This window comes from Thermovenabulum sp., from assembly GCF_049723235.1.
Taxonomy (GTDB): domain Bacteria; phylum Bacillota; class Thermosediminibacteria; order Thermosediminibacterales; family Thermosediminibacteraceae; genus Thermovenabulum.
In genome coordinates this window covers 1-26,748 of sequence record NZ_JBNARB010000013.1, presented here as the reverse complement: position 1 = coordinate 26,748, position 26,748 = coordinate 1, and the positions used below count along the sequence as shown (strand labels likewise).

General features: G+C 45.1%; 17 protein-coding genes. All 17 read right to left on the bottom strand.

Features of this window, described 5'->3' with window-relative positions; translation table 11 throughout:
- Positions 1-108: 108 nt before the first annotated feature.
- The 17 genes from ACPLOV_RS07605 to ilvN all read right to left on the bottom strand — a co-directional run bounded on the left by ACPLOV_RS07605 (position 109) and on the right by ilvN (position 26,601).
- Positions 109-1,551 carry a sigma-54 interaction domain-containing protein gene (locus ACPLOV_RS07605; protein WP_424910949.1) on the bottom strand — a complete coding sequence of 481 codons (1,443 nt, stop codon included), beginning with the start codon at positions 1,549-1,551 and terminating at the stop codon, positions 109-111.
- A gap of 27 nt (positions 1,552-1,578) precedes the next feature.
- Positions 1,579-3,330 (bottom strand): arginine--tRNA ligase, encoded by a 1,752-nt coding sequence (gene argS / locus ACPLOV_RS07600; protein WP_424910948.1) that lies wholly within the window; start codon positions 3,328-3,330, stop codon positions 1,579-1,581.
- Positions 3,331-3,368: 38 nt separating this feature from the next.
- Positions 3,369-3,761: a hypothetical protein gene (locus ACPLOV_RS07595; RefSeq protein WP_424908889.1), complete on the bottom strand. Its 393-nt coding sequence runs from the start codon at positions 3,759-3,761 to the stop codon at positions 3,369-3,371.
- Between the two features lie 105 nt (positions 3,762-3,866).
- Positions 3,867-4,670 carry a glutamate racemase gene (gene murI / locus ACPLOV_RS07590; protein WP_424910947.1) on the bottom strand — a complete coding sequence of 268 codons (804 nt, stop codon included), beginning with the start codon at positions 4,668-4,670 and terminating at the stop codon, positions 3,867-3,869.
- A 12-nt stretch (positions 4,671-4,682) separates the two neighbouring features.
- Positions 4,683-5,918, bottom strand: coding sequence for a PQQ-binding-like beta-propeller repeat protein (locus tag ACPLOV_RS07585; protein ID WP_424910946.1), 1,236 nt, complete (start codon positions 5,916-5,918; stop codon positions 4,683-4,685).
- 131 nt (positions 5,919-6,049) lie between these two features.
- Positions 6,050-6,250: a small, acid-soluble spore protein, alpha/beta type gene (locus ACPLOV_RS07580; RefSeq protein ID WP_068748442.1), complete on the bottom strand. Its 201-nt coding sequence runs from the start codon at positions 6,248-6,250 to the stop codon at positions 6,050-6,052.
- A gap of 67 nt (positions 6,251-6,317) precedes the next feature.
- Complete coding sequence (locus ACPLOV_RS07575; RefSeq protein ID WP_424908892.1) at positions 6,318-7,832, bottom strand: aminotransferase class I/II-fold pyridoxal phosphate-dependent enzyme; 1,515 nt, start codon at positions 7,830-7,832, stop codon at positions 6,318-6,320.
- A gap of 245 nt (positions 7,833-8,077) precedes the next feature.
- The gene (gene spoIIR / locus ACPLOV_RS07570) at positions 8,078-8,725 is read right to left on the bottom strand and encodes a stage II sporulation protein R (protein WP_424910944.1); all 648 of its coding nucleotides are present in this window, start codon (positions 8,723-8,725) and stop codon (positions 8,078-8,080) included.
- A gap of 62 nt (positions 8,726-8,787) precedes the next feature.
- A complete protein-coding gene (locus ACPLOV_RS07565; protein ID WP_424910943.1) occupies positions 8,788-9,909 on the bottom strand; it encodes a Ger(x)C family spore germination protein in 1,122 nt (373 codons plus the stop codon).
- On the bottom strand, positions 9,909-10,997 hold the full coding sequence (locus ACPLOV_RS07560; RefSeq protein ID WP_424908895.1) for a GerAB/ArcD/ProY family transporter: 1,089 nt from the start codon (positions 10,995-10,997) through the stop codon (positions 9,909-9,911). Before ACPLOV_RS07560 ends, ACPLOV_RS07565 begins: the two co-directional genes overlap by 1 nt.
- The gene (locus tag ACPLOV_RS07555) at positions 10,984-12,594 is read right to left on the bottom strand and encodes a spore germination protein (RefSeq protein ID WP_424910942.1); all 1,611 of its coding nucleotides are present in this window, start codon (positions 12,592-12,594) and stop codon (positions 10,984-10,986) included. The genes ACPLOV_RS07560 and ACPLOV_RS07555 overlap by 14 nt, the downstream gene beginning before the upstream one ends.
- 28 nt (positions 12,595-12,622) lie before the next feature.
- Positions 12,623-12,829, bottom strand: a complete 207-nt coding sequence (locus ACPLOV_RS07550; protein ID WP_424908897.1) for a CLC_0170 family protein — start codon at positions 12,827-12,829, stop codon at positions 12,623-12,625.
- Positions 12,830-12,914: 85 nt separating this feature from the next.
- Positions 12,915-14,450: an S-layer homology domain-containing protein gene (locus ACPLOV_RS07545; RefSeq protein ID WP_424910941.1), complete on the bottom strand. Its 1,536-nt coding sequence runs from the start codon at positions 14,448-14,450 to the stop codon at positions 12,915-12,917.
- An 18-nt stretch (positions 14,451-14,468) separates the two neighbouring features.
- Complete coding sequence (locus ACPLOV_RS07540) at positions 14,469-17,000, bottom strand: S-layer homology domain-containing protein (RefSeq protein ID WP_424910940.1); 2,532 nt, start codon at positions 16,998-17,000, stop codon at positions 14,469-14,471.
- A gap of 41 nt (positions 17,001-17,041) precedes the next feature.
- Positions 17,042-24,028 (bottom strand): IPT/TIG domain-containing protein, encoded by a 6,987-nt coding sequence (locus tag ACPLOV_RS07535; protein WP_424910939.1) that lies wholly within the window; start codon positions 24,026-24,028, stop codon positions 17,042-17,044.
- Positions 24,029-24,415: 387 nt separating this feature from the next.
- Positions 24,416-26,074 (bottom strand): dihydroxy-acid dehydratase, encoded by a 1,659-nt coding sequence (gene ilvD, locus ACPLOV_RS07530; protein ID WP_424910938.1) that lies wholly within the window; start codon positions 26,072-26,074, stop codon positions 24,416-24,418.
- The gene (gene ilvN / locus ACPLOV_RS07525; protein WP_424909706.1) at positions 26,071-26,601 is read right to left on the bottom strand and encodes an acetolactate synthase small subunit; all 531 of its coding nucleotides are present in this window, start codon (positions 26,599-26,601) and stop codon (positions 26,071-26,073) included. Before ilvN ends, ilvD begins: the two co-directional genes overlap by 4 nt.
- Positions 26,602-26,748: the final 147 nt, after the last annotated feature.

Below are 26,748 nucleotides of genomic sequence, written 5' to 3'. Positions count from 1 at the left end.
TTTACCGGTAAAACCGCACAGGGGAATTTTCGCAAAAATAATTTTAAAAAATAATATATTTTAATATATTCTTGGTAAAAATTAAAATTCCTCCTTGATTTTATCATTTTAGCTGGAGTTTTCTATCTCCTTTTCTTCCTTCAGGTAATTTTCGCCTTTAATTTCACTAATTTTCCTGAGTTTATACTGAAGGGTCTGCCGGGGAATTCCCAGGAGCCTTGCTGCCCTGGAAATGTTGCCCCGGGTGTTTTCAATAGCCTTTTTTATTAAATCCCTTTCTACCTTCTCTAAGGTTTCCTGCAGGTTCATACTCTCCTGATATATTATATTCCCCCTGACGGGTGAAAAATAACTTTTTATTTGCAGGGGAAGATGGGCCGGAAGTATCGTGTCGCCTTCCATTATAACCAGAGCGCCTTCGATGGCGTGCTCGAGCTCTCTTACGTTGCCGGGCCACGGGTATTCATAAAAAATGTCCATAACCGCCTGGGACACCTTTATTGAACCCTCGTTTTCGGGACTGTATTTTTTTATAAAGTAATCTACCAGAATCGGGATGTCTTCCTTTCTTTCCCTTAAAGGAGGAATCCTCAGGGAAACCACGTTTATCCGGTAAAACAGGTCTTCCCTGAGCCTCTTTTTTCCCACCGCTTCTACGGGGTCTTCGCTGCAGGCGGTAATCACCCGGGTGTCCACACATCTTACCCTTGTATCCCCTATTCTCCTGACGGTGCCTTCCTGAAGAACCCTTAAAAGCTTTGCCTGAAGCTCCATGGGCATGGAGTTTATCTCATCGAGAAACAAAGTCCCACCGTCGGCCAGTTCAAAAAGCCCGGGTCTATCTTCCGCTCCCGTGAACCCTCCCTTTATCGTTCCGAAAAGTATCCCTTCCAGGAGGGTGGCCGGAAGAGCGGCGCAGTTTTGAGGAATAAAAGGCTTATTCTTCCTTGCACTTTCATTGTGGATGGCCTGAACAAAAAGCTCTTTGCCCGTTCCCGTTTCTCCCCATATGAGGACGGGAATGGCGCTTTTGGCGGCTTTTTTTGCCAGGGCTTTCAGCTCTTTTATCCCCCTGCTTTCTCCTATTATATCCTCAAAGGTGAAAACCGCACCCGTCTTTTTTTCATCTGGCCTTTTCTTGCCGTAGATTATTGCCTGCAGGTCGTTTATCCTCTCGGAAAGGTCCTTTACCGAAGTGATATCTCTGGAAATTTCCATCGCCCCGATTATTTTGCCGCCCACTTTAATAGGCAGGGTGGTGTTTATGCTCGTTATCCTCTTTCCCTTGTAGTTGGTAAAGGTCTGTTCCTTTTCGTAAATGGGTTCTCCGGTTTTCAAAACCTTTAAGAGGGTACTTTTCTCTTCATCTAAGGAGGGGAATATTTCTAAAATATGCCTTCCGATTACCTCTTCCTTGGTAAGTCCCTCTATTTTTGCCACCGCATCGTTGTAGTAAACCGTTACTCCCGCATCGTCCACAATATGTATTCCCTCTTCGATATGAGAGAGCAGGAGCTCTAACTGAGCCTTTATAATTTCGATTTCTTTCAATTTACCAACCCCTTAGCTCAGGGTATTTTACATGCGCTCGGGTGCCGATATGCCCAGTATCCTGAAAGCGTTTTTCAAAACCCTCCTGGTGGCGAAAATTAGAATTAACCTGGCCCGGGTTAAATCCTCATCCTCCGTCAGCACCCGGCAGCTGTTGTAAAAGGAGTGAAAAAGCGACGCTAAATCCAAAGCGTAATTGGCTATTCGATAGGGAGAAAGGTTTTCTGCGGCAATGCGTATTTCTTCCGGGAATTCCGCAAGTTTTTTGACAAGCTCCACTTCCGCGTCTTCCTTTAAAAGTCCCGCCAACTTCCTTATCTCTTCCTCGGAGAGATTTTCAAATTCAATATCCGCACCCTGTTCTTTAGCAACCCTTAGTATGCTTGAAATTCTCGCATGAGCGTACTGCACGTAAAAAACGGGGTTTTCTTCCGACTGCTTTACGGCCAAATCTAAGTCAAAATCTAAATGCGTGTCCGCACCCCTCAAATTAAAGAAAAATCTGGCCGCATCCCTGCCGACCTCTTCGATGAGGTCCGAAAGGGTAACAGCTTTACCCGTCCTCTTTGACATGCGGGCTATTTCGCCGTTTCTGAAAAGCCTGACAAGCTGCATTATGATAATCGTCAGCCTTTCCGGGTCATAGCCGAGAGCCGCAAGCCCCGCCTTTACCCTGGGCACATGGCCGTGGTGATCCGCTCCCCAGATATCGATCACCCACTCAAATCCCCTGTCAAACTTGTCCTTATGATAGGCAATATCTGCGGCAAAGTAAGTGGGGATACCGTTCTGGCGTACTAGAACCTCGTCTTTTGGCACGCCGAATTTGGTAGCGGCAAACCACAGCGCCCCGTCCTTCTCGTAGGCATACCCCCGTTCTTTGAGCTCCTCAATGGTCTTTAAAACCTTTCCGCTCTCGTGCAGGGACCTCTCGGAAAACCAGATGTCAAAATTCACACCGAAATTTTCTAAGTCCTGCCTCATGCGGCGGATATTTTTTTCTAAAGCGTATTCGACAAAAACCTTTCTCCTCTCTTCGGGGTCCACATGCAGGTATTTATCGCCTTCTATTTGTGCAAACTCCCTCATATGTTCTATTACGTCCTCACCGTGGTAGCCTCCCTCGGGGATTTCGGCCGGTATGCCGTAAAGCTGTAAATACCTGGCCTCCAGGGATAAAGCAAAGTTTTCAATCTGATTTCCCGCGTCATTTATGTAAAACTCCCTTGTCACATCGTATCCGGCGGTCTTTAAAAGCTCGGCTAAGGCATCGCCAAGGGCCGCACCCCGGGCATTGCCCATATGCATCGGCCCTGTAGGATTCGCACTCACAAATTCCACCTGAACCTTTTTCCCGTTCCCTATATTCTGCCTGCCGTAGTTTTCACCTTCTTTTAATATGCAGCAAAGGGCTTCATGAGCCCAGTCCCTTTTCAAATAAAAATTCAGAAAACCCGGCCCCGCCACCTCTATCCTTTCCACGGGGATGCCTTTAAAAATGGACAGGTGCTTTTCCGCATAATCCTTGATGATCCCCGCCAGTTTCACTGGATTTTGCCTTGCTTTTTTCGCCATGACCATGGCCGCATTGGCGGCAAAATCCCCGTGAGCCTTTTCCCGGGGAACCTCCACTGCAAAGGGAGCAATTTCATCAAAGTCCAGGACCTTTTCTTTTTTTGCCTCATTCAGAGCCGAAATTACCAGGTTTTTTATGTCCTCCCTTATTTTCTGCTTGATGTCCACCCTTATTTTCCTCCATTCAAAAAACCTAAAATACATTAATATTATATATTTTTGCCCAATTTTATGCAACAAAACTATTTTTTTATCACACTTTTTTTAATTATATTGTAATTATCGTAATTGTAATAATTCATGGAGGCAAGTCTTGCCCGAAAAACAAGAGCTTCTGCCCGAATTTTTGCAGTTTCCAGTTCTTCCCGGGTCGGCTTTCTCCCGAAATGCTTTTTAAACTCTCTTGCAAAGATTTCCAGGAATTTTTCCATCTTTTGATTTCCCTTTATCCCCCACTCTTTGTAGTGCTCCTCTATATAATCCACCACATCGGCGGTTATTTCCATTATCATCCTGAACCTTCTGTTTTTGTTGTAGACGTTAATTCCGTATCCCAGTAAAGCCGCAATTACGGGTTCCATAACTGCTTCGCTGGTGAGTACCTCACCTATGACCTTCAGCCACGAGGTGTTCAATGGTGGCTCCCTCCTTTTATTTTTTCTTTTTCATATTCTATACTATGTTTAAACCGCTTCTTTTGTTAAAAAAAACGGGCCTTTCATTAGAAAAGCCCGAATAAATTATAATCTTACCATTTCTATATGCTCGATTTTCCTTTTTAAAAACATCTCCCCGATTTCTCGAAATTTTTCCGGGTTGTCGGTGACGTAATATTTATGAGAAATTCCCTCTGCCGGAATTTTTTTGTTTAAAAGAGAGGATTCCTCTAAGGTGCTTTTCACTACCGCCGCCGTTTCCCTGGCGCAGTCCACCAATTTTATACCTTCCCCCAGCACCCGGGAAATGGCGGGCTTTAAAAGGGGATAATGGGTGCATCCCAGCACTAAGGTATCTATGCCCTGCTTTTTTAAGGGCATCAGGTATTCGGCGATGGTAAGATAGGTGGCCTCCTTATCTAACCATCCTTCTTCTACCAGAGGCACAAAAAGGGGGCAGGCCTTCGAAAGTATTATGATACTTTGGTCCATATTTTTTATGGCAATTTCGTAGGCACCGCTTTTTACCGTCCTTTCCGTGCCTATGACCCCCACCTTTTTCCCCCTGGTCGCCCTCACCGCCGCTTTTGCTCCCGGGTCTATCACTCCGATTACCGGCACATTTGAACTTTCCTGCAGTTTTTCAAGGCATGTGGCGCTTACCGTATTGCAGGCAATCACCACCAGCTTCACATCCTTTGATAAAAGAAAATTCAGCCCTTCAAAGGCATAGCGGGTTATGGTTTCCGGGGATTTAGACCCGTAAGGCACCCGGGCGGTATCCCCGAGATACACTATGGATTCCCCGGGGAGAAGCTCCATAATCTCTTTTGCCACCGTAAGTCCGCCTATGCCGGAATCAAATACTCCGATGGGTTTGCCGCTCAAAAATATCCCTCCTCAGCTTAAAACAAATAGTCCTTCTTTTGTTGCCACAAAAAGGCACCTGCCCGTAAAGGCTACGGCCCTTATTTCATGGCCTTCCAGATATTTTTCTTTTAAAGTTACCCCGTTTTCCGATATTTTATATACAAAAAGACCGCCCTTACTTCCTATTAGAAGTTTTTCATCATTTCCAAAAAGTAAGCCCGCAGGTTCTATCGGCAAAGTCATTACCCCGGAAAAATCCCCATCGTCCTTATTTAATATGTAAAGATTCCCCTTTTTACTTAATATATACACCTTTCCCCTGCCAAGGCAGCAAGAGGAAAAATCCTTTTCTGGAAGCACTTTAAACCATAAATTTTCGCCCGAAAATCTGTCAAAAGCAAATAATCTTCCATCCCCCAGGGCAAAGACACGGGTGTCCTGTAAAAATAATGGTTCATTGATATAGTCGGAAATTTTGGCCTCCCACAGAACCCCGCCCATCATGTCAAGGCAGTAGACATTCCTGTCATAAGAAGCAAAAAATAGATTATCTTCGTAAGCCGCAGGCGGTGTAGTAAAAATACCTCCCGGATTAAATTCCCAGACAATGCCCCTTTTCTGGATAACAGCGGAAATTTTCCCCTTTTCATCGGCGAAAATAATTTTTCCTTTAAAATATACGGGGCTTCCAAAAGCCGGGTGTTCGAGCTTGATTTTTTCTAACACTTTTCCCCTGTAAGGTTCAATTACGGTTATCCCCTCATCGGGAACAATAAGGCAGTCGGAAGTGGCGGTTACCGGGTACCGGGGATTTATTTCGTTATTATACCATAAAACCCTGCCCGTCTTCGCATCCATACATATAAGAATATTTTCACAAGTTACGAATATACGATTTTTATATGCGGTAATTGCTTTTATGTCTTTTATATTTTTGTAAAAAAGAGAGTTCAATTTATCGGGAATGATAAAAGGTATATGCCCGGCATTGGAAAAATCTCCCCGAACGGTTTTCCAGCTTCCTATGCCGTAATCCTGATAAATTTTCAGGATTTCAAATACCCTTTCGTCCCTTTCTTCTCCCAGATATTTTTTAAACCTTTTAAAGGCTTTATCGGTAATTTTACCGTAAATCCCGTCCACCCTTTCATCGTAAAACCCTAATTCCTTCAGCGCCTGCTGGAGGCGTCTTACGTCGGTGCCCGCAAGATAGGGCTTCGTGATTTTTAAAGGCCTTTCCCCGAAGGCAACTGCGGGAAGCTTCATAAGCCTTCCCCCTGTATAGAATTTTTGAGTACATTTATATTATTCATTTTCCTTTAAAAAGGTTAAAACCTGGAAAGTATAAAACAAAAACCAGGGTGTGAAAACCCTGGTTTTGTGCGCTCAAGGAAGCTTTAGCCCTCGGGGTGGAGCTTTCTATAGTCTTCGAGCATTGCGCGTTCCGCTTTTTCAATAGCAAGCCTTACCAGATTGCCGCAGTCCCTGGAAGGAACAGAACCCCAACCCTCTTTCGCGACTATGTCGTATACCCCAAGTTCCTTTGCCAGCTCGTACTTGAGGGCTTCAGACATGACGCCGCGCCTTCTTCGGGACATAAAGCCCCCTCCTTTTTAAATTTTTTGCGCACGTTTATATTATCCCTCATTTTATTTAATATTATTATCAGCCTACCCTTTCCGCCTGCTGAAAGCGCAGATACTGCATTTCCAGCGCCTCTTTGTCGGCAATTACCTTTATTACGAGGCCTTCCGGATCTTCGGTGCCCTGCAGGTGACAGCCCTCCGCCTGAAGGGCCTTGGCGTAATCAATTATTTCCTTGGTTATCCTTTCCCCCGGGCAGATTATCGGAATTCCCGGCGGGTATGCCATGAGCATTTCCGTGGAAACTTCACCTTCCGCTTCCTCCAGCCTTACAGCCTTTTTCCTGGCGTAGAAGGCAAAACGGGGAGACACCACCTGTTCGCCGCTTTCGGGCAGTGATGCGGTAATCTTTATTACGTTTTTTCTTGCGTATTTTTCAGCTATTTCCGTCATCGCCCTTACAAAGGCCTCCATGCTCTCCTTTGTATCGCCGATGGCACTCACCGCCAGCACGTTGTAAAGGTCGGACAGCTCTACCTGAATGTGGTACTGGTATTTTAATATCTTCTCCACTTCAAATCCCGAAAGCCCGAGCTCCCTTACATTCACCGCAAGCTTGGTCGGGTCGTACCTGAAGCACCCTTCGGTGCCTTCCCTGTCTCTGCCCATAACGTAAAGGCCTTCCACCTTATTGAGCCTGTTTCTTGCATCCTCCGAAAGTTTTATGACCTTTGAAAGCATTTCCCTTCCGTGCAGGGCAATCTGCTTTCTCGCCACATCCAGGGAAGCCATCAGAGGATAGGAAGGGCTGGTGGTCTGGGTGAGGTTCATGGCAGCCTTTACCCGCCTGTCGTCTATAAATTTACTTTTTACGAGGAGTATCGAGCTCTGGGTCATAGAACCCGCTAATTTGTGCACGCTGGCCGCACTCATGTCCGCTCCGGCTTCCATCGCCGAAAGGGGAAGCTCGGGATGAAACCCGAAATGCGCCCCGTGGGCTTCATCTACCAGGACGGGCTTTCCGAAAGAATGGGCGATTTCCACGATTTCTTTCAAATTGGAAGCCACCCCGTAATAGGTGGGGTTAATCACAAAAACCGCCTTTGCGTTGGGATGCTCCACCAGGGCTTTGCGCACGCTTTCCGGCGTTATCCCCATGGCTATGCCCATGTAATCATCTATCACTGGCTGTATATAAACCGGCCTTGCACCGCTTAAAATAAGTCCCCCGGCTACCGACCTGTGGGCATTTCTCGGTATAATTATTTCATCTCCCGGATCGGCTACCGAAAGTATCATTGCCTGTATACCGGATGTGGTGCCGTTTACCAGAAAATGAGCATAATCGGCTCCAAAGGCATCGGCAGCAAGCTCTTCCGCTTCCTTTATAACTCCCCGGGGGTTGCAGATGTTGTCCAGGTCCAAAAGACCCGCGGTCACATCAATGGCCAGGATGTTATCCCCTACAAAACTTCTAAACTCCGGTATTCCCCTGCCGCCTTTGTGCCCCGGCACGTGAAAGGATATGGTCCTGTCCTCCACGTACTTCTTCAGGGCAGAAAACAGAGGGGTCTCCTGCTGTCTTTCAATATTCATCTCATGCTTCACACTCCCTCTGGTTTTTTAAACTAATAAATAAACAAACATATTAAAACACATATTCTCTAAAATTTCAATAAACAAATTCCGAACATATTGTTAATTTTTTGTGAAATATGGGAGCAAAAAAGAAAAAAACGCTTTAATTTAAAGAAAATAAAGCGCATTGCTCTTTAATCATTTATAGAGGAGGTTAAAAGCTTATAACAATAAATAACGGGATTTTTTGATATGCAAAATGTTTATTTGCCTATATAATTTATGTTCAACTTTGCGATCCTGGCACCTTCTCTTAGGCGGTTCAGGGCCATTTTCAGCATTTCTTCGGATTTTAATTTAAAGGTAATCTTTATTTTTTCACCGTTTAACAAAATTTCTTCCTCTTTTGTCAGGTCTTTTTTGGCTATATCCACAAAGCACAGGGGAGGAAAGAGCACGCACCACCAGTTTTGCCCTTCGCCCTTTCCCAGGACTATCCTTAAGGCTTCGTAGTTTCCCGCCGGCATGTACAAAAGCCCGTATTTTTTAGGCGGGAAGGGGAAAACCCCGTAATAGGCCTTTACCTGGTAGCCCTTTTTGTATTTTTGAACCTCTTTTTGTGCCACCTCTTCGATTTCTTTGAGGTGGGAAATTATATAATCTTTGCCCTCTTCATGACTTTTAACCCTTTCCAGGACCGGCATCAGATTTTTCAGCACCGCATCCCTGACCATCAGCTTTAGCTCCTGGTCCTCCTTTGCATCGCTGTCTGCCACCACATGGAGGCGTATTATCCCTTCGTGCACGTAGTTTTCATCGCTTTTTACCGCATAGCCGGAAAAAACGGCAGCGAAAAAACCGGCAATAAGTATTACGGCAAGGCAGAAAAGCACCCTTTTTACCCTCTTCATTTTTTGCCTCTCCCCTATGGTTTTCCTTTAGTAAAATTATTCCCAGAAAATAGCGGTGATAATCATATTACGGGACCCAGGTTTATAAATTTTACTTTTGGGTTTATTATGATTTCCGCATCGGGGAAGATATTCTCCCAGTCCTTTTCGTATTTTCCCCAGACTTTGGGTTTATATTTATATAGGTACTCTCCCACGCCCAGGACATCCACCCTGTAATCCTTCTGTATTTTTTCTATCCCTCTTCCCACCTGCTTTTTTATCTCTGAGGCAAAGGTTTCTTCCAGCTCTTTCAATACCTTCGAATCTATTTTCATAATGGGAATTTCCTTTAACGAAGCGGCTATTTCTATGTCGTACCTTAGAACCGGCGCTTCGTCGGATTTTACAAGAACCGGTTTGGAGTCGACTCTATTTATCTCGCAGACCACTATTTTCTTTTCCCCCAGCTGAAAGGCGGTAATGGTTTGATTGGCTTCTCCCCTCAGGATGTTTATACCCCTTGCCTCCTCCGGGCTCAAAAAGCCTACCAGCCTGTAATTTTTTATCACCGCACCGCCATGTACATCCAATTCCTTTCCAGTTCTTACGATAGAGGGCATCAAGGCATTACCCTTTAAAGAATGAATCTGCTCCATAACCTGGGAAAAGTCTTTAATAATTAAATCTCCTTTATTCTGGGCATCCTTGAAAAGGCTTTCTATATAATAGGCAAGCACTACTTCCTGATCGCTTTCCTGTCCCAGGATTTCCTCTGCTTTGCCCTTTGCTATGATGAGAAAACTTCTTCTGTTGGTCTGGGTATTACTTTCAAAGGATTCCAAGAGTTCTTTCAGGCCGGATCTTGCCGCATCCTCTCCTATGATGATGTTTCTACTGTGGTCGAAATATATCCGCCTGCTGGTCCGGTGGGCTATAAGGGATACCGCTTCGGTGAAAGACCGGGCTTCGGTTTTTATCGTATATATGTTTTTCCCTCCTCCACCACCGCCCCCGCCTCCTTCTCCCCCTGCCAGCTTTCTCACTATCGGGTAGGTGAAGATAAAAAGGTACTTATCCTCGGCTTTATCAACCCCTACATTACCTATGAATATTCTCTTGTCTATATCCACCATATCCCAGCACCCGGTAAGTAAGACCAAAAGGATTAGTGCGATGGAAGAAATTTTTAAAAAGCCCTTCACTATTCACCACCCGCCTTTTTTAAGAAGCTAAATAGAAGCAAGAGAGCGGGAATAATGAATGCGGCAGGATATATCAGGTAGTTCACATACCCCGCTAAATCTTTATTTTCGGCGAAATTACCGGGCAGGTTTGCCGCAAAATAAAGAAGGGGTAAAAATACTGCGCTCAGGTAATTTTCTTCCTTTAAATTAAAAAGAGATTTTACGATAATAACAATGCTGAAATAATATCCTATCACAGTTGTAAATATTTGAACTACCCATATAGTTATGGCAAAGGCGTCCAGCCTTTCAAACACTTCCCCGGGTGCGGTTATCCCCTTTATCATCATAAAAACGGGCCATACAAAGAGTCTGGTTTCGTTTTTACCCATCACCATGAAGGTTACCACCGTTATGAAAAGATAAAAAAGGGTGGTAACCGCAGTATATAGTGTAACTATAATTTTAGCCTTCTCGGGCTTCCTCAAATAGGGTGCAATGAATAACAGCACCTCAAACCCTTCCAGAGCAAAAAGGGTTTGTAAGGAAGCAAAAAAAATATTTTTAAAAGGGGTAGTCATTACAGGCAGTATCTCATCTAATTTAGCTTTAGAAAGACTAGTAAAAATGATTAAAGTAAAGGCAAATATGGCAGAGGGAGAAAGCACCATTACTGCCCTTACCGTTGGCTCAATGCCTACCCTCACCGCATAAAATCCAAGGAGCAGAATGCTGAATATTGTAAACCCCTTGGGTGTATGTTCCAGCAAAAATTGATTTATTACCTCCGCCGAGGTCTGGTTTACCACAGCGGAGATCATTAAAAAATAGATAATATAAAAAACACCGATAATCCCGGTAAAAAGCTTCCCCATAAGTTTTTTTGAAATCTTCACCGCATCCTCTTTGTGCCTTGCTACCAGAGCAGCGACAACAAGGCCTCCTATCAAGTTAATAATCCCGCCCAGGATTATGGATACCCATCCGTCCTGACCCGCCATTTCATCCACCTGTCGCGGCAGGCTCAAAATCCCCGCTCCTATAGCTATGCTGATTAAAAATACTATTGCCTGCCTGGTGGAAATTTTGTCGTTATCCATCAGCATTTTCATCACCGCTTTGAATTTTGGATAAAAGTTCCTTGTTTATGGTGATTTCATCCAGCGGATGGGTAAAATCGGGCCTTTTGGACATAAAGCGAAGGGGGTATCTCACCATCAAATCTTCCAGCTTTTCCGGGTCCAAATTCACAAAAGGGTCTAAGTAATTGGCACCAAAGCTCTTTAACGTGCAAAGGTAAAGAACAAACCAGATATAACCTATTGCTACGCCGTATAGTCCCGCTAAGGAAGACAGGGCTAAAAATATAAAGGTAAGGAGCCTGAAACCTATGGCTACGCTGTAGCTTGGGATAGCAAAGGAGGAAATGGCGTTTATTGCAATGACTATAACCATTATCGGGCTTACGATACCCGCCCTAACCGCCGCTTCCCCCACCACGAGGCCGCCCACTATGCCTATGGTCTGGCCTATAGGCCCCGGAAGCCTTATTCCCGCTTCTCTCAAAAGCTCAAGAGCTGTCATCATTATGAGAGCTTCAATGGTTGAAGAAAAGGGAACACCCTCGCGGGTAGCACCGATGGATAAGGCCAGGTCGGTAGGCAAAAGCCCCGGATGAAAGGAAACAAAGGCTACGTAGAGGGCAGGGGCGGAGGTTGCGGTAAAAATAGCTAAGAACCTGAGATACCTGACCAGGGTTGCGATGTGCCACCTTTCATAAAAGTCCTCGGCGGAATGAAACAGGCTCCAGAAGGTGACGGGGGCAATAAGGGCATAGGGGGTATTGTCGCAGACAAGCGCAACGCATCCTTCCAATAGGGCGGCGCTTACCACATCGGGCCTTTCCGTCCTTCTAAACAGCGGGAAGGGCGATACCCAGGAATCTTCGATGTACTGCTCCAAATAGCCGGCATCCATGATGCTTTCCACATCCACTTTGTCGAGCCTTTTTAAAAATTCTTCCACCACTTTCGGGTTTGCAATCCCTTTTATGTACATTACCGCCACATCGGTGCGGGTATGCCTCCCCAAACGTATGGTCTTTATCTTCAGGTTGGGGTCTTTAATCCTTCTTCTCACCTGGGCCACATTGATCCTGAAGGTCTCGGTGAAGCCGTCCTTGGGACCGTGGATCACCGCTTCGGTGGAGGGCTCCTGAATGCTCCTTTTTTCCCATCCCCGGGAGCTAATTATCAAGGTTTTCCCCGCACCGTCCAAAAGCAAAAGGGTATCCCCGCTTAAGACCGCCAGCACCGCCTCCCCGAAATTGTCCGATTCCTTTAAATCCGCTGCCGTTAAAAAGCTCTCCTTTACCAGCTCCAGAAAACGATCCGCCCCGGTAGCAGGCGGTATCTCCCTTCCAAAGATTAAAAGGGCTTTTATAACGTGCTCCTGAATCAGCTGTTTATCCACAAGACCGTCTATCCACACCACCGCCATCCTGTGTCTTTTCCCGGATGCGTCCATTACATCGAATTCCCTGAGGATGACGTCATCGCAGTCGATAAAATACTCCTCGCTTAATATTTTTAAATTTTCCTTTATATCCTTTTTCAGCTTTCGCGAAGTGTCCGGATAAATATCCTTTTTATGGTATATTTCGGTTTTTTCCGTTTTAAAAAGGCTTTTAAAGAGCTTTTTCAACGGCTTTCATCCTTTCGATTATGTGGAGTTATTTCAGGAAAAGGGAGATAAGTAAATAAAGAGCGGGAATCCCAAAAACGTAGAAAAACCCTACGGCAGTGCAGAACTTCTCATCCCGTGTATAACCCTTTTTTTTCAAATACGGCCTGTCTACAAGAAGAAGAAAAAGACCGGAAGCTATAAAAATTATCACCTGAGTTATATTGAAGGAATTAATAAAATCCTCCAGGGTCATATTCCTTCACTTCCTGTTTTTTTATAGTTTTTTGCCCGGTACGGTTTTTTATGCAGGCAAAATAAAAAAAGGCTTTAAAAAGCCTTTAAAAACTCAAGCTCCTTTTTATGAAATCCTTTTTAATATCATCCTTTAAATAACTTAAAAATCTGGAAAGCAGTACCGCCGATTCCGCTTTTGTCAGCGGGTCAAAAGGTCTAAAAAAGCCTGCCCTGTCCCCCTTTACAAGCCCCAGCTCCTTTGCCGCAAAAACCGCTCTTTTTGCCCAGGAGGGAATGGAGTCATCATCGAGAAACCCCGTGCTCCCCGGATATTCTCCTGCCGCATTCATCAGGCCCAGGGCTCTTACAAGGGAAGTTACCGCTTCCGCCCTGGTAAGGGTTTTATCGGGGGAAAAGAGCCGGTAAGCAGTCCCCTCCATTACACCGAACCGGTAGAGGCTCTCGATGTATTCGTAGCCGTTCTCTTTTTCACTCACATCATCGTATAAGGATTTGCCGTCATTTGTACCGGGGTTTTTTAAAAGGCCCGCTCCGCTTCCTTCCAGGATCTTAGAAACCCTTGAAGGCGAATCCATAAGCCTTCCAAGGGCCTTCGCAAAATTGCCCCTTTTTTCGTAACCTTCCGGGTAAAAATAGTTTCCCGTTTGTACCAGTATTCCAAGGGACAGGAGCTTTTCCACATCTTCTTTTGCCCAGTGGTTTTTCAAATCTGCCGCCTTCACGATTTGCATCCGCTTGCTAACCGGCGACGTTTCCAGGGTCTTTTCCATTGCCCCCGAATTCCTGCCTGACGAAAGCGGGACACCATCCTTCATCCTGGGGAGGTCGTAATCGTATTTCATCCGCGAAAACTCTCTGGTTTCCTCCAGAAATCCTCCCTCGAAGCTTATGAGCTTTGGATCGTTTTTGATATAGGATAAATCCCTCGTTATTTCCCGGTATATTTCCGAACCTATTTTAGCATCCCAGGAATGGGCGGGAATATTCTGTTTTGAGTTTTCCTTCCTGCTGCAGGTAATAAGATATGTACCCTTTCGGATTTCCACGCCGCCGAAAGGGCTTTTGTATTCTACCCCTTTTGAAGAAAATTCCACTACCACTTCCCCTTCATCCCGGTTTATCGAGTAGACCTTCCTTCCGCCGAAATTCAGGGAGGTATAATCCACCGAAGGTGTAATATCGGTAACCTGAGAGGAGGAAAAGGAATAAGAAACCAGGCTGTACCTATCCTGCGTTTTTCCTCGCTTTACAGTGATGTTTTCGCTGAACCGGGAAAGAACGGCATCTTCTATTACCTGCCTCTCTTCCTTTATTTCTCTCACCGTTACATCGAAAGTAAGGCTCCTTGAAAGCTGTACATTTTTTTGCTCATCGGAAAGGCTGTAGCTTATCCTGTCCTGCCTTTTGCCGTTTTTTACCCTGCCTTCGGTTATTGTCACCTTTCCCTTTAAAAGCACCGGTTCTCCCGTCAGGAAAAGGGGCTCAGCGTACTCCACCTCATTTTTTATTCCTCCTTCATAGCCCGGAAGGGCAAAGGCTCGAATCGGAAATAGGAATAAGGCGAGGGCTAATATCAGGTTCATACCCAAAAATATCTTAATTTTTTGCAGTTTTTTCATGGCTTATCCCTCTATAATTTAGAATTTAAAAATTACTAAAGCCCGGTTGTTATCCCTTATAAAATATATCCTGTCGCCTACATTCAGCCCGTAAGGGTCAAGGATTTTTCCTTCTTTTATCACCAGCGCCCCGCTGAGGTTTATATCCAGGGAAGCGGAATCGTAATTCCATTTGCCGTTAAAGGGGCTGAAATCCTGCATCCTTTCAACGGTCGCCACCTCTGGTGGCACTGCAATTGACGAAATCCTGCCGAGGCTTATTATATCTTCCTTTTCCTCATCCACCAGTACAATTCCCAGGACCGAGTCCTTTTTCTTCACCAGATAAGCCTCTTTGTAGTAGTAATTTTTGTAGAACCTGTCCTTAATAAAATCCTCTTTGGTCAGAACCTTTGCCTTTGAGGATATAAAGTCCACAAAGCAAAGCGAATCCTTTAGGTTGTGGTAATTTATAGCGGAATCCTTACTGCTCCAATCGTTTTTGTAAAGATCCCTCTGGTATTTGATACCCACGCTGTCTTCCCGGATTTCATAAATTTTGCCCTTAATAATGCTGATATCCGAAGGATAATAGACGGGCTGGTAAAGAACCGGAATTCTTATAGAATTACCTTCCTTATTAAATACCGCAAAGGCTTCTTTTTGTTCTTCCAGCACCTCCGGTAAAATTATTGTATCGTTGCAGGATGCAATGGTGGAATCATCGAAGGTGCCCTGAGAGCCGGTAAAGTTAATGATGTTTAAAGACCACACGGGTTTAAAAAATCCGTTTTCTAAATATTCGTCCCCGTTTTTTACTACCACTTTCAGGGCTTTATAGTTTTTTTCATCCCCCGAACAGGCCACATAGGCTTCTTTCCCCTGCAGTTTGAAAATGTCTACTATGGGAATACTTTCTCCCGAGAGGTAGGCTCTGGTATCCCCATCTATATTTATTTTGAAAAGCCTTCCTTTATCGTAGAACCTCCCCATAAAAAATTCCTTTACATTAGAAAGCAAAAGGGCCCCGTTAAAATCAGATTTTTCTATTTTGCCTTTTAAAATTGCGTTTACTCCCTCACCGGGGAGAAGGCTTACCTGCAGGGCTTTTTTTGTCTGCCCTGAAGAAATCACCTTAGCTTCCAATTCGTCTCCAGGGCTTATATTTTCATAATCCACCTTTTCCCCGGCTTTCAGCACTTCGGTATCGGGGTATGCGTAAAATTCCTCGTAAACCCGATCCTCTCCGTCAAAATTTACCAGAGTAACCTTTACGGCATCATTTTCAGCGCTTACCGTTAGCACCATCCCTTTTAGTGTCATTTCCCGGGGAGCCTGATAATCTTCCCCTTTCAGGTATACCGCAAAAACCCTGTCCCCAAATACCCGGATCGTAGCCTCAACCCCGGATTGTATTTCCTTTTCGCTCACCCTTTCCTGGCCCATGTAGACCTCGGCTCCGCTGACCAAGTAATAATTCTTATTATTTCCGTCATCTGCCTTTAACACCATCAGCCTTTTTGATGGATCGTATTTTTCTATGCTCCCGGAAAGAGCCTTTTCCCCCGTACCGAGAACCTGAGCGAGTAAAACGGAATTATTTTTTATAAACAATTTAACCTGATCGCCCGCATTAAGGGAATCCGAAAGATAAAGATTTTTCCCTTTCAATACCGGAAAATCAAGGCTTCCCGCTACCCTATCTATTTTAATATTTTCGCCGGTATACAGCCTTATTTGAATAAATCCGGAATCCCTGCCCGTTACCTTCCCCTCATTAACCGTGTAAGGTGATGAATCTTTTTCCAAAAACCTGTCCAAAAAGGCGGCAAATTCCGCTCTCGAAATGGACTTTTTAGGGTAAAGCTTCCCTGCCGAACCGTAAATATAGCCCTTTTCAAAGAGAGCGGCTATATAACCCGCCTTTTTATAATCTATTTCGCCGGCATCCTGAAATACCGAAAGGTTTCGGTCGTAGTTCTCCTCTGCCGGTAAGTTCAGGGCTTTCGCCGTAAAATAAAATACCTCTTCCCGGGAAGCGGGCAGGGTAAAATCCGTTGTATTTAATTCCTCATCGGAAATTATTCCCGCATTTTTTGCCTTCAGGATATCCTCTTTTGCCCATTCGGAGGCTTTAATCTGAGCTGCAGCTGTCGAGCCGGGCAGGTTTTTTGCCCCATTATTTTTCGCTTTTTCAGAAAAAAGTCTCATCAGCACCGAAAGGGCTTCTTCCCTCTTTAAAATCCTCCCGGGATAAAACCTTTTCCCATCACCCGTCATAAGTAAAAGGGCGTAAACTCTTTTTATTGAAGATTCCGCCCAGTGATTTTTTGTATCCTGAAAATCAAAAGTTTTTTGAAAAACTCCTGCATAAGGCACCCCTTTGTAGCCGCCTTCCCCGGCAGATGCCGCAGGAAATGGAAGAAGAGGACTTATGACCATGCTTAAAGCCAGAATTAATATCAAAAGAGCGTTACATATATTTAATCTCCCGGAAAAAAAGACTTTCTTTTTAAAAAAACGCATATTACAACAATTTTTATTCCTACTATTTTCGTAATAATGCATCATACCCTCTCCTTCCCTCTTAAGACGCCTCCTGCACGCTTTTTTTACCTTCCCATGACCCCGTAGTAGCCCGGGGCGGTTATTATTCCCCCCGAAGTGAAGTAGTATCCGGCCGCTTCATAAACCTTCGTCCAGGAACGGTTTTTATCATCGTATTTTTTCAAATCCGCGCTCTTCAGCCCTTTTTGATAAAAGGTGCTGTAATCGTAATCCATGTAAAGGTTTGCTTTCACATAATCGGGCTTCACGTAGAACTTAAGGGCTTTATACTCGAAGTCCACGTAAACCGGCCCGGAAAGGATGATATCCCCTTTAGAAAGGCCCTTTAAAAGCTCATCCCTTTCTTTGCCTTCTGCCCTTTTAACTTTGATTATCAGGCTCGTGTCTTCTTTTTCTTTTTCGCTCAAAGAAGCAATTTTATACGAGTAAAGGGATCCGGAATTTAAATTTATAACCACTTCATCGAAGACAAGGGTTACAGAGCTTACCTTAGAGAGGATTCCAAGGGGCAGATAAGCGGTGTAATTTTTGTAGTTTAAAGCCTTACCGGATTTCACCGTAACTTTGTAACCCCGATCCTTCAAAATCCCTTCGCTTTTTATATAAACGGTCACCTGGGATTTGCTCTTGTCCTCGGAATAATCGTAAGGGAGCTCTAAAAGGTTTTCCAGTTCTCCTTTTTTTGTATAGGCGTAGTCAGCATAGGAAAAATCCGAAACTCCCAGTTCATTAACTGCCCTCACTTTGAAGTAGTACTTTGTATCGGGCGACAGCCCGGTGGCGAAAAATACCGTATCCGCCGTTTTGCCGATGTATTTGTAATTGGAACTGCTACCTTGTGCTCCGTAAATTTCATAATAGTTGGCATTCAGTGAAGGATCCCAGGAAAGTTTAATTGTAGTCTTGTCAAAACCTGCGGCCCAGAGGTTTGCGGGGGCTTCAGGCTTTGTCCTGGGGGGTTTATAGTAAAATCCGTCTTTTAAGGTAGCCTCCGCACCGTCCGGATTTATAACTTTAACGTCCTTATAACCGGCAGTATGGGGTGGAGTCTTTGCAGTAATTTTTGTTTCTCCTGCCACATTTACGTTCTGCGCGGTTTTTCCTCCTATGAGCACCACAAGTCCCGGCTTAAAGTTTTTTCCGGTAATTGTAATTTCGGTTCCGCCTTCCACAGGGCCCTCGGAGGGCTCGACTTTTTCAATTTTTGGGAAATCTACATAAGTAAAGCCCTCTTCCAGAACGTCAATTCCCGTATCGGGGTTTATAACTATTACATCCTTTGCCCCCAGCTCTCCCGGCGGAAGAATTATCTTTATGTGATTTGGCTCTACAAGGGTTACCTGAGCTTCGTTTTCGCCGATAAACACCTTTGCGCTGCTCAAAAAGTTTTCACCGTAGATGTTAACCTCAATACCGCCGTATGCAGGGCCTTTTGCCGGGTCAATCCCGGTAATTCTCGGGTATTTCTCTGGTACCTTATATTCAAAGCCGTCCTTTAAAGCCCCGGAAAGGCCGTTGCCGTTTAGCACCACCACATCCTTTTTACCCGGCGTATTGGGTGGGGTGTAGCCTTTTATGGTGCTGTTGTCCACCGCAGTGGCGTTTTTGGCCAGCTCTCCTCCGAAATATACGCTCACGGGGTTTACAAAACCGCTGCCCTTGATGACAAAGGGAGTCCCCCCCGAAACCGCTCCTTCCCTGGGGTTAATAAATTCCAGTTTCACCTCGCCGGCAATGTTTAAATATTCATATCCCCTGGAAAGGACGGCAAGGCCTCCATCGGGGTTTAAGACCCTTACATCCACTTTGCCTGTATCACCCGTCGGCACCTCTACAGTTATCTTAACCCCAGATACAAAGCCTTCATCGGTGGAAAGCCTGCCCTGGTCGTCTTCAATTTTTTCCACCTTAGCTTCCTTAGTACCTATAAACACCTTGGCATCCTTCCTAAAATCCACGCCTTCTATGGTAATAAGGTTTCCTCCCGTTTTGGGACCTTTGCTTGGATTTATCTCCAGTATTTTGGGCCTTGATTCGGGAACAACGAAGTAGAAATTTTCCTGGTATAAAGCAAGGCCTCCATCGGGATTTACCAAAATAACCTCTACCGGATATTTGCCGTTTATTAAAACATCGGCACTTCCCGTCTTATATGCAGGGGTTACGCATGTGGCAAGCTCTCCCGTTTCGTCCACCGCAACCTCCTGCGCTTCTACACCGCCAAAGTATATCTTTGCCCCCGGGACAAAGTTTTTGCCAAATACCCTGACAAGGGCACCGCCGAATACTGTACTCTGAGTGGGGGTAACATTTGTAATAACCGGCAGTGTAGCAGGAGGAACGTATTCAAAGCCATCCTTTAATGTGAACATCCCACCGTCCTGGTTTACAACGGTTACCGCCTTTTTGCCGTATGTATCGGCTACAGGTGTCTTTATCCTGAGCTCAGTGGGACTTATCAGGTTTACTTTGTCATTTGGAATTTCCTTGCCGTCTATCAGGACTATTATACCTTCCCTGAAGTCACTTCCGTAAATTGTAACCGGAGTGCCTCCTTCAGAGCTTCCCTTGTTGGGGACTACCGAAATTATCCTGGGAGAACTGCGGGGCACAGTGTAAGTAAATCCTCCTTCTTTTTTTGCAAAACCGCCGTCGCTTAGATTTATCACCTGCACATCAACGGTACCTTCCTTACCCGGCGGTGTTTTTGCTATCAAGGTCGTAGAGTTTCTATATACTACACTTGGCGAAAAGCTATCTTTAAAAACCACAGCGGCATCCTTTGCAAAATCCTTGCCGGTTATGGTTACATCGGTACCGCCGTCGACGGGTCCTTTATTGGGTGTAATATAGTAAATTTCGGGCTTTGTATAGGTGTCCTTATAAAGGTATGCCCCTTCCTTTTTGGCCCTTCCAAAAGTCCCTTCTGCATCAGGGTTTATAATTTCAAGGTCCACAAAGCCCTTATATCCTCCCGGTGAAGGCGGGGTAAAGGCTTTTATGAGGTTTTCGCTTATCACCTGTATGTTTTGAAGGTCTATATAATTTTGCCCCTCATAGACAAAACCGCCCACAAACCTTGCACTAAGCCCCGGCATAAAGTTTTTGCCCTTGATTTCTAAGTACATTCCCCCTTCAACAGGCCCTTTTGACGGAGTTAAAGATTCGATGATAGGGGTGCTTATATACTTAAAGCAGTTGGATAGAGTATATGTGCCCCCATCGCTGTTTATAATCGTTATGCTCCTCCATCCCGGCGTTCCGGGAGGAGTGATTACCTCTATTTCGGTAGTGCTCTTCACATTTACCTGCTGGGCTTGATTTTCACCTATGAAAACCTTTGTGTTGGGGCCTGCCATAAAGTCCTGACCGGTAATGGTTATTTTGTCACCTCCGGTAGATTTACCAAAATCCGGAGTTATTCCAGTTATTACAGGTTTTGTCTGTTCTACAAAATAGAGGAAAGCCTTTGGAAGTGTTGCACTTCCGAAGCTGTTTTGTACAACCACATCCTTTAGACCCGGCGTATTTGGCGGTACTGTCAGCGAAATCTTCGTCGGGCTTTCAACAACTACATTAAGCGCTGCTTCTCCGCCTATGGTCACCTGAGTGCCCTCTATGAAATTTGCGCCGAAGACTATTGCATTAACCCCTCCGAGGACGCTTGCGCTGTTCGGGGTAATACCCGTCACTATTATGTTGTTGCCTTTATATATGAATCCTCCGTAAGCTACCGCTTCCCCGCCGTCGGGATTTACCACCTTTACATCAACCGCTCCTACCTGCGTGCTCGAAGGGGTTATCGCCTGAATGAGCCCTGAACTTACGACCTCAACAATATTGGCTTTGTTCTTGCCGAAATATACCTCCAACCTCTTTCCGCCCGATTCGGCAATAAACTCTTCGCCGTATATCCTTACAATGGTTCCTCCGCCTACCGGGCCCACCGCAGGCTCTTCCTGCCCCGTTCTCGAGTTGTAGGCTACTACTTTTGTAATCTCAGGCTGGCTTTTCGGGAGTTCATAGGTAAAGCCTCCCTTTAAAACCGCGGAGCTTTCTATTTCCAATTCCTCTTCGGGATTTTTGGATTCATCCACCTTTACCACCTTTACTATAACATCCTGGGCCCCCAAGGAGCCGCCCGGGGTTTGCGCGGTAATGGTTATGAGGTCATCCTTCACATCTACGTTGTATGCTTCATTGCCGCCTATGGTGAGTTTAGTCTTTCGGTAAATTGTGCCTTCTACCAATTCTCTTTTTACAAAATTTGCACCTTTTACGGTTACCGAGGTGCCGCCGAGCACCGAGCCTTTATTGGGCGTTATGCTGGTAATGGATAATGCCTTTTCGGGTATTTTGTAAGTAAAGGGTTTTGGCGAAAGAGCATATTTCCCATCGGAGTTTATCACTTTGACCTCTTTTTCCCCTGCGGTACCTGGCGGTGTGATTGCTTTCAAGGTGGTTTTATAAACAACGCCGCCTTCTAACATTTCCTCTTTTACTTCTATTGAAGTAACCGTAGCTTCCTTCCCGTCGATGTAAAGCTTTGCACCGCTTCTTATGTCATAGCCCACAACGGTTATTTCGGTGCCTCCGGTCGTCGGTCCGCTTAAAGGGCTTATGCTTTCTATTTGCGGATTGCTCGGAGGCAAAACATAGGTGAAACCTTCCTTTTTTATGTCAATGCCGTAGTCGGTAAGGTTTATCACCGTGACATTTTTTGCGCCTTCCTGATTCCTTGGGGTTTTCACCACTATCTTAGTTGATGAAGCACTTTGAATCTGTGCTTCAGCCCCTCCGAAGAATACCTTAATATCCTCAGCCTTACCTGCAAAGTTAGTGCCGGAAATCTCTACTATGTCTCCCCCTTCCGTGGTGCCCGTTGAAGGGGTGATGCCGGTTATTGTAGGAGATATAACGTATTTAAAGGGCACAGTAACCTTTGAGCCGTCAGGATTTTGCACAACAACGTCTTTTACCCCTACATCTCCAAGAGGTGTTACAAAGGTTATTATGTGCCTTTCAGGCGATTCTTTGGTTACCTTTACATTTATAGCCGCTTTTCCTCCTACAGTAACTGCAGCATTGCTTGAAAAGTCCTTGCCTTCTATCCTGACGTTGTTGCCGCCTTTCGTGGTCCCAACATTAACCTTTATATTCATAAGGGACTCAATATCCGCGTTAACAGGTGCGTATACGTACTGCCCCACATCCTTTTCGTAGACAACAGAGGTCACCTCAGGATTGCTCTTTACATACTCAAACTTCTTCGGGGAAACCGCCGTGCCCTGATCGGGGTTTACCACTTTTACATCCACAAGCCCCGGTGACGGACTTTCGGGAATAGTTGCTTTAATGATCTTTAACCCTTCAACAGTAGACACAACAACGTTTTTTGCCTCATAGCTTCCGAAGTAAACCTTTGCCCCATCCATGAAGTCGTAACCGGTAATAGTTACATCTTCCTGCTTTGTGGTTGTAGAGGATGTGGGGAAAATATCCGTTATCACAGGCTTACTCCTCGTATAGGTAAAAGAGGCAGCAGCAGTACCTCCATCCTTATTTACCACCTTCAATGTTACGGTGCCTTCAACGCTGCTAGGAGGTGTTAAGGCAGCTATGTAATCCCCTTGTGCCGTTTTTGTTAATCGAACTTCTAAAGCAGACTTTGTTCCAAAATACACCTTAACTTCATCGGGATAACCGTCATCCCCAAATTTTGCCCCTTTTATATATATCCACTCGTTTCCGAGCACACTGCCTTCTGCAGGCCCGGTAAAATCCATGGTATTTGATACTTTTTCTATAACAGGAGTAGTCCTCGTGTATTCAAAAGCATTATCCTTTGTATAGCTTCCGCCATCCGTATTTGTTACCGTAACGGCTACAAGACCCGAAACAGTGCTTTCAGGCAGTGTAGCTGTAATTAAAGTGGAACTTTGAACAACCACATTTTTTGCCGTATTTGCTCCGAATTTTACCGTTGCTCCGTTCATAAATCCTGAACCCGTAATGCTTACCGAAGTGCCCCCGAGTACGCTTCCATTATTTGGACTAACTGCATCTATTTTAGGGTTTGATATATAAGTAAAACCGTTCTCTTTTATAGCACTTACCCCGTCAACGGTTACGATCACATGCTGTGGCCCGAGGGTTGAAAGGGGTGGGGTTTTAGCCACAATTGTGGTCTCGCTTATCACCTGCACGTCGGTTGCAGAAACACCACCTACGGTAACGGTTGTTATAGGGGTTTGAGTGCCCGGATAATAGCCCGCAACAAAGTTTGTACCCTTTATGGTTATCTCTGTTGCGGTATTAATGGGGCCTTTTGCTGGGGTTATGCTGGTTACGGTCGGAGTGCTTTTCTGGTAGTAAAACTTTTTGCTGTCTTCCGCCGGGTAATAAATAGCAGTTCCGCCATCAGGATTTTCCACCCGGATATCCTTGTAACCGATAAACATGGCAGGAACAACAGCCTTTATTACCGTTGAGCTGACATAGGTTATCTTTGATGCCACATAGCCACCTATTTGAACAATTAGCTTTCTCTGGGAATCTATATCCTTCATGAATTCCTTTCCGGTAATGGTGATCTCCGTCCCTGCGGTGCCGGTCAAAGGGGAAACGGAGTCTATCTGGGGTTTACTCTGCAAATATGTAAATCCACCTCCACCGGACGGGTCGGATATGGCCACCTCGGTGTCGGAATTTTTGACCGTGACGCTGACGCTCCCCAGCTGGGGATAGGAGGGGGTTTCAACGGTAATCAGTGTCCCCGTCGAATCCACCGAAATAACCTTAGCCTCTATGCTTCCAAAGAGCACCTTTATTTTATTGGCAGGAGCAAAATTCTGCCCATTAATAGTGACTGTTTCCCCTCCCGCAGCGCTTCCACTGAAGGGAGTGATTCCCGAAATTACCGGCACATCCGCAAAAGCTGGCTTATATGGGAATAAGGTTACAATAAGGGATATAAGTATTATTATAGATAAAAATTTATGCAGTGTCCTCATTCTATTTACATTCGACACCGACTCCACCCCCGGTAATTTTTTCTATATAAACGTAAAATAAATTGTCATTTATTGCGAAAATTTTATTATTTAATTCGACAAAAAACCATTAAAATCCTTTTAAAAGAAAATTATCCAGATTATCCACAAAGTTATCCACAGGTGTTGATAATTTGCTCCCCTTGTCCTTTAGATTTAACGCAGGTTAAGATGGTTTTTCCCCATTGTGTATAATTTATCCACATGCTTTCCACAGTTGTTAATAAATCCTTTTTAATTTTTTTATCGACATTTTTTTCTCGAAGTTAATCCCGGAAAAAGACGATTTTCTTAAAACTTAAAAATAAAAGCTGCGATTTTTAAAATTTTCGCAGCTTTTAAAAGCAATTTTTATATAGTTTTTTATTATACTAAAACCGCACCCGTTGAGGCGGAGGTTACCATCCGGCTGTAGCGGGCTAAATACCCTTCCTTCACCTTGGGGGGTGGGCATACCCAGGATTTTTTCCTCTCCTTAAGTTCTTCCTGAGTCAGCAAAACATCCAGCCTCCTACCCTTAATATCGATCCTGATTTTGTCCCCGTCTTTGATAAGGGCAATTGGCCCTCCTTCCATGGCTTCGGGAGATACATGCCCTATGGAAGCTCCCCGGGTGGCGCCGGAAAATCTGCCGTCGGTAATCAGGGCTACTTCTTTATCAAGTCCCATCCCCGCTATGGCCGAGGTGGGTGAAAGCATTTCCCTCATTCCGGGACCGCCTTTGGGCCCTTCGTACCTTATTACAACCACATCCCCCTTATTTATTTTGCCGTTTAAAATAGCATCAACGGCTTCTTCCTCCGAATCGAATACCCTGGCCGGGCCCTCGTGGTAGAGCATCTCCGGAGCCACGGCGGCTTCCTTCACCACAGCCCCATCGGGCGCCAGGTTCCCAAAAAGCACCGCAAGGCCGCCCGTCTCCCTGTATGGATTTTCCACCGTCCTTATGACATCCCCATCCGGAATCCGTACATTTTCTATATTTTCACCTACCGCTTTTCCGGTTACCGTCAATTGATCTAAGTGAATTAAACCTATTTTTGAGAGCTCCTTCATAATGGCCGGTATTCCCCCCGCCCCGTGCAGGTCCTCCATTCTGTGTTCACCGCTCGGGCTTATTTTACAGAGATTCGGGGTTTTTGCGCTGATTTCGTCAAAGAGCTTAAGGTCCACATCCGCCTTCGCTTCATGGGCAATGGCCAGGAGATGAAGCACCGTATTGGAAGATCCGGCCATGGCCATATCCACGGCAATGGCATTTTCAAAGGCTTTTTTCGTCATTATATCCCTGGGCTTCACGTCCTTTTTTACGAGTTCCATTACCGCCATTCCCGCTTTTTTGGCAAGGGCTATTCTTGCCCCTTCATAGGCGGGAATTGTGCCGTTGCCCGGAAGCCCCATCCCGAGAGCTTCCACCATACAGTTCATGGAGTTTGCCGTAAAAAGCCCGGCACAGGAACCGCAGCCGGGGCACGCGCTTTTTTCTATTTCCTCCAATTCCTCATCGGTTATATTCCCCTGGCTGTATTTCCCCACACTTTCGAAGCAGGTAGAGAGGTCTATCTTTTTACCCTTTAGCCTTCCCGCATACATTGGCCCTCCGCTTACCACTACTGCGGGTATATTGAGCCGGGCCGCGGCCATAAGCATTCCCGGGACAATTTTGTCGCAGTTGGGGATAAGGACGAGCCCATCGAAGGCATGGGCTATCGCTAAGGCTTCAATGGAATCGGCAATAAGTTCCCTGCTGGCGAGGGGATATTTCATGCCCACATGGTTCATGGCAATACCGTCGCAGATGCCTATTGCGGGCACCTCCACGGGAGTGCCCCCCGCCATCAAAATTCCCGTTTTTACCGCAGAAGCTATCCTGTCTAAATGTACATGGCCGGGAATTATTTCACTTTTGGAGTTTACAACACCTATGATAGGCCTTTCCAGTTCTTCCCCGGTAAATCCCATCGCGTAAAAAAGGGACCTGTGGGGTGCCCTCTGAAATCCTTTTTTAACCCTGTCGCTTATCATATTTTAGCCTCCTTTGACTCATTTGTGTCATCTTCATCCAAAATTCCTTTTTTTCCTCTCTGCAGGGCTATTATCCCCGTCCTCACGCTTTCGATAATGGTGTAATGCTTCATCATGTTTAAAAAAGCCTTTATTTTTTCCAGGTCACCGGTTATTTCAATAATTACCGATTCGGGCTCGATATCCACGATTTTCCCCCTGAAGGATTCAGCAATTTGAAAGATTTCCGTCCTGTTTTTGTCATCGGTTTTGACCTTGATAAGGGCAAGTTCCCTTTGAACCGAAGCTTTTACGTCCAATTCCACTACCTTTATCACATCCACCAGCTTTTCCACCTGGCTCTTAATCTGGTCCAGCTCCCTTTCATCTCCCTCGGCTACAATGGTGATCCTTGATATTTTCGGGTTTTCCGTCTCTTCCCCGGTGAAGCTGGTTATATTAAACCCCCTCCTGGTAAAAAGCCCTGATATCCTGGTTACAACCCCGTACTCATTATGTACAAGCACCGAAAATACGGCTCTGCGCAAAATTTTCACCCCTTTTCTCAGGAAAATCTTAAACCGGTTTTTATAATTTAAAATATTATACCATAAAAATGCTTAAAATTATCAATATTGAATTATTTATTTTGACAAATTCCTTTCATAAATTTTGATTTATTAATATAAAAAAAT